Source organism: Kineococcus vitellinus (genome assembly GCF_009906315.1).
Classification (GTDB): Bacteria; Actinomycetota; Actinomycetes; order Actinomycetales; family Kineococcaceae; genus Kineococcus; species Kineococcus vitellinus.
This window is the reverse complement of sequence record NZ_JAAALL010000367.1, coordinates 1-3,789: the sequence shown is the minus strand read 5'-3', so window position 1 is coordinate 3,789 and position 3,789 is coordinate 1. Positions and strand designations below refer to the sequence as shown.

Genomic DNA, 3,789 nt, shown 5'->3' with positions numbered 1-3,789 from the left:
GTCGGGGGACGGGGTCGGGCGCGCGCTCACCGCGCCATGCTGGCCCGGGCTCCCCGGGCGCCGGGCCGATCGCGGCCCGGACCACCGGGACGGCGCCGTCGGCGCCACGGCGGGTTCCCCGCCCGCTGCGCAGCGTCGCCCCTCCGCCCCCTCCTCCGTTCGTGATCTTCCGCGGTGCACCGCGGAAGATCACGAACGGAGGAGGGGGCGGTGATCGTCCCGAGTGGCGGTGACCGCCGCCGGGGGGTCGGATGGGGTCGCCGAGGGAACCGCCCGCGTCGGGGCGGCCCGGCGCGAGCGGAGGAGCCACCATGATCGAGAAGCTGCACGACCTCGGCGTCAAGTCCGAGTGGGCCTACACGGCCGGGTTCGCCAGCATCGGCCTGTCGTTCCTGGCGTGGACGATCTCCCGGCAGACCGAGGACGCCGGCATCGACCGGGCCGACCGCTGGGGCATCTTCGTCGGCCACTGGGCGCCGACCTTCTTCGGCGTCGGCAACGCCCTGCGCAGCTACGAGAAGTGATCCACCGCCGCCCCGGCCGGCGCTGACGCCGGCGCGGGGGCGGCACCCGGGCGGCTCTGGGCGGCTCTGGCGGCTCCGGGCGACCCTCGGCCGATCCTCAGCTGACGCGGTCGGCGACCGTGCCCGCGTACGCCTCCAGCGCCTGCCGCGCCGCGGAGGGCGGCAGGGCGGCCAGGTGGGTGGTGGCGCGCTCGGCCCACTGCCGGGCGGTGGCGCGGGCCTGCGCCGTGACCGGGTGCGCCCGCAGCGCCTCCACGGCGCGGGCCAGGACGGCGTCGTCGCCGAGCCGGCCGGAGTCCAGCAGCGCGACGACCTCGGCGGCCGCCGCGTCCCCCTCGGCGGCCGCGCGGCGCACCAGCAGGACCGGCAGCGTCGGCACGCCCTCGCGCAGGTCGGTGCCCGGGCGCTTGCCGGAGTCGCCGGTCTCGCTGGTGAGGTCGAGCACGTCGTCGGCCAGCTGGAAGGCGACGCCGACGTCCTCGCCGTAGCGCACGACCGCCTCCACGACCTGCGCCGAGCCGCCGGCGAACATCGCGCCGAAGCGGCCGGCGGTGGCGATGAGCGAGGCCGTCTTGTCGCTGAGGACGTCGAGGTAGTGCGCGACGGCGTCCTCGTCCGGGCGCGGGCCGACGGTCTCGTGCAGCTGGCCCAGGCACAGCCGCTCGAAGGTCTCCGCCTGCACCCGCACGGCCTCCGGGCCCAGGCCCGCGACGACGTTGGAGGCGCGCGCGAAGAGCAGGTCGCCCGTGAGGATCGCGACGTTGTTGCCCCAGACGTGCTGCGCCGCAGGCGCTCCGCGGCGGGTGGGGGCGGAGTCCATGACGTCGTCGTGGTAGAGCGAGGCCAGGTGGGTCAGCTCGCAGACGACGGCGGCGTCGAGGACCTCGGGGGCCACGGCGGCGCGCACCGGGTCGGCCAGGTGCGCGCCGAGCAGCGTCAGCATCGGGCGCACCCGCTTGCCGCCGGCCTCCACCAGGTGGCGGGAGGCGGCGTCGGCGAGGGGGTCGGTGTTGCCGACGGCCGCGCGCAGCCGGGCCTCGACCACGTCGAGGCCCTCGCGCAGGGCGTGCTCCAGCGCCGGGTCGGTCGTCGGCAGCGCACCGGTCGTCACGCTCAGGGAAGTGTTCACGCGGCAGGGGCCAATCGCTTCAGCGCCACGACCACGCGGTCGGTGGCGTCCTTCGACGTCGGGTCGGCCAGGTTGGCCAGGAGCTTGACGACGAGCTTCATCACACCCGGCCGGGGCAGGCCGAAGCGCGTCGCGATCCGCATGACCTCCGGGTGGCCGATGAGGGAGACGAAGACGCGGCCGAGCGTGTAGTACCCGCCGAGGTCGGCGCGCACCGCGGCGGGGTAGGACTGCAGGGCCCGCTCGCGCCCGCGCGCGTCCGCGGCGGCCAGGGCGTCGTCGACGGCGCGGGCGGCCAGCCGCGCCGACTGCATGGCGTAGGCGATGCCCTCGCCGTTGAACGGGTTGACCATCCCGCCGGAGTCCCCGACGAGGACGAGGCCGCGGGTGTAGTGCGGGGTGCGGTTGAAGGCCATCGGCAGGGCGGCGCCGCGGATCGGGCCGACCTGGTCCTCCTCGCGGAAGCGCCACTCGGCGGGCATCGCCGCCGTCCAGCGCCGCAGCAGGTCGCGGTAGTCGATGTCGCCCGAGCCCGCGTCGGCGTCCAGGACGCCGAGCCCGACGTTGGAGGTGCCGTCGCCGACGCCGAAGACCCAGCCGTAGCCGGGCAGCAGCGGGCCGGTGGAGGAGTCCCCCTCGCGCAGCTCCAGCCAGCTCTCCAGCCAGTCGTCGTCGGAGCGGGGGCTGGTGAAGTACGTGCGGACCGCGATGCCCAGCGGGCGGTCCTCGCGCCGGGCCAGGCCCAGGGCGAGCGCCAGCCGGCTGCCGACGCCGTCGGCGGCGACGACCACCGGCGCCCGGTAGGTGCGCACCTCCCCCGCCCGGCGGCCCGCGTCGTCGACCGGGCGGGCCGTGACGCCGACGACGTGGCCGGTGCGCGGATCGAGCACCGGGCCGGTCACCGAGGTGCGCTCCAGCACGGTCGCGCCGCCCGCGCGCGCGTGCTCGACCAGGGCGTGGTCGAAGCGCGAGCGGGTGTGCACGAGCCCGTGGGCGGGGTAGTCGCTGATCTCCGGCCAGGGCACCTGCAGCCGGACCCCGCCGCCCAGCAGCCGCAGGCCGCGGTTGCGCACCCAGCCGTCGGCGGCGGGCGTGGGCAGCCCGAGCAGGTCCAGCTCGTGCACCGCGCGGGGGGTGAGGCCGTCGCCGCAGACCTTCTCGCGAGGGAAGGCGGCCTTCTCCAGCACCAGCACGCGGCGGCCCGCGCTCGCCAGGTGCCGCGCGAGCGTGGAGCCCGAGGGCCCGGCCCCGACGACGAGCACGTCGGCGTCCTGCTGGTGCACCGTCACTCCCCCCCGCTGCTTGTGAAGGTTTTCACGAAGTCACCACGAGTGTAGTTCGCCCGCTCAGGACGCGCCGCGCACAGCGCGGTGCATCGCCACGACGCCCAGGGACAGGTTCTTCCAGGACACCTGCTCCCAGCCCGCCGCCGCGATGCGCCGGGCCAGCGCCGGCTGGTCCGGCCAGGCGTCGATGGAGTCCACCAGGTAGCCGTAGGCGCCGGCGTGCGAGCTGACCAGCCGGGCCACCCGCGGCAGGCCGTGGTGCAGGTACAGCTCGTAGGCCCGGCGCAGCAGCGGGTTGGGCAGGGTGGAGAACTCGCAGACCACCAGCCGCCCGCCCGGGCGCACCACGCGCGCCATCTCCCGCAGCGCCGCGTCGGCGTCGACGACGTTGCGCAGGCCGAAGGAGATCGTCGCCGCGTCGAAGGCGCCGTCGGCGAAGGGCAGCCGCGTCGCGTCGCCCACGACGAAGCCGAGGTCGGGGCGGCGGCGCTTGCCCGCGCGCACCATCCCGGCGGAGAAGTCGCACGGGACGGTCAGCACGCCGCGGTCGGCGAACGGCTCGCTGGAGCGGCCGGTGCCGGCGGCCAGGTCGAGGACCCGCTCGCCCGGCCGGGCGTCGACGGCGCGCAGCACGGCCCGGCGCCACAGCCGGTCCTGACCGGCGGACAGGACGTCGTTGGTGCGGTCGTAGCGCTCGGCCACGTCGTCGAACATCGCCGCGACCTGCTGCGGACGCTTGCTGAGGTCGGCCAGCTCGCGCTGGGCCGTGACGTCGCCGGTTCCCACGGCTCCAGTCTCGCAGCCGAGGGGCACCCGCCCCCACCCGTGGGGGCCGCCCGGGGCCGTGATC

General features: G+C 76.5%; 4 protein-coding genes. 1 reads left to right on the top strand and 3 read right to left on the bottom strand.

What is annotated here, in order from left to right; translation table 11 throughout:
- Nucleotides 1–311: 311 nt before the first annotated feature.
- Nucleotides 312–524, top strand: coding sequence for a hypothetical protein (locus GTQ99_RS20910; RefSeq protein WP_166617624.1), 213 nt, complete (start codon nt 312–314; stop codon nt 522–524).
- A gap of 97 nt (nt 525–621) precedes the next feature.
- On the opposite strand, the gene GTQ99_RS20905 is transcribed toward GTQ99_RS20910, so the two are convergent.
- Genes GTQ99_RS20905 through GTQ99_RS20895 form a run of 3 tightly spaced genes read right to left on the bottom strand, consistent with a single transcriptional unit; the run spans nt 622 to nt 3,725 of the window.
- Nucleotides 622–1,653: a polyprenyl synthetase family protein gene (locus GTQ99_RS20905; protein ID WP_338075170.1), complete on the bottom strand. Its 1,032-nt coding sequence runs from the start codon at nt 1,651–1,653 to the stop codon at nt 622–624.
- Nucleotides 1,650–2,942, bottom strand: coding sequence for a geranylgeranyl reductase family protein (locus tag GTQ99_RS20900; RefSeq protein WP_166617623.1), 1,293 nt, complete (start codon nt 2,940–2,942; stop codon nt 1,650–1,652). The genes GTQ99_RS20905 and GTQ99_RS20900 overlap by 4 nt, the downstream gene beginning before the upstream one ends.
- A gap of 57 nt (nt 2,943–2,999) precedes the next feature.
- Nucleotides 3,000–3,725, bottom strand: coding sequence for a demethylmenaquinone methyltransferase (locus tag GTQ99_RS20895; protein ID WP_338075168.1), 726 nt, complete (start codon nt 3,723–3,725; stop codon nt 3,000–3,002).
- Nucleotides 3,726–3,789: the final 64 nt, after the last annotated feature.